This window comes from Frateuria defendens, assembly GCF_001182895.1.
Taxonomy (GTDB): domain Bacteria; phylum Pseudomonadota; class Gammaproteobacteria; order Xanthomonadales; family Rhodanobacteraceae; genus Frateuria_B; species Frateuria_B defendens.
The window spans coordinates 1-543 of sequence record NZ_LFQR01000208.1 but is presented as its reverse complement, the minus strand read 5'-3'; the positions used below and the strand labels follow the sequence as shown (position 1 = coordinate 543).

Annotated in this window: 2 protein-coding genes; both read left to right on the top strand. The window is 63.0% G+C overall.

Annotation, left to right across the window (positions count from 1 at the left end):
• Positions 1-71, top strand: a 71-nt coding sequence (locus ACH65_RS21230; RefSeq protein ID WP_153242671.1) for a type II toxin-antitoxin system HicA family toxin, incomplete at its 5' end; no start/stop codon positions are given.
• A gap of 9 nt (positions 72-80) precedes the next feature.
• A complete protein-coding gene (locus ACH65_RS17920; protein ID WP_049624003.1) occupies positions 81-488 on the top strand; it encodes a type II toxin-antitoxin system HicB family antitoxin in 408 nt (135 codons plus the stop codon).
• Positions 489-543: the final 55 nt, after the last annotated feature.

The window sequence follows — 543 nt, the reverse complement described above, 5'->3', positions numbered from 1 at the left end:
CCCCCCGCCCCAAGGCCGAAATCCCCACCGGAACGCTGCGCAGCATCTTGAAACAGGCAGGCTTGCGCTAGGAGTCAACCATGCGTTTTCCCGTAGTACTCCACACCGATGACGGCACGCATTACGGCGTGACCGTCCCCGACCTTCCGGGCTGTTTCAGCGCGGGAGACTCCATTGACGAGGCCCTGGCGAACGTCCATGAGGCCATCGACCTGCACCTAGAGTCGCTGCTTGAGGATGAGTCGGCAGACCTTCCGGTCGTACAGCCGATCAGCGTGCACCAGAAGGACCCCGATTACGCCGATGGCATCTGGGCCATGGTCGATTTCGACACCTCGAAGTACGAAGGCAAGGCCGAGAAGATCAACATCACCGTGCCCCGGCGCACGCTACGCAAGATCGACGCCTACGCGGCCAGTCACGGGGAGACTCGTTCGGGGTTCCTCGTGCGCGTGGCCGTTGAGGTGATGCACAAGGACGTCGCCTAGGTCAGCACCCCGCACACAAGGTCCTTTCCCGGTGCCACGGATGCCCACTGCACCC

What these genes read in the sequence shown, in the direction of transcription:
- ACH65_RS17920 (WP_049624003.1), top strand. Translation starts at nt 81, where the DNA reads ATGCGTTTTCCCGTAGTACTCCACACCGATGACGGCACGCATTACGGC.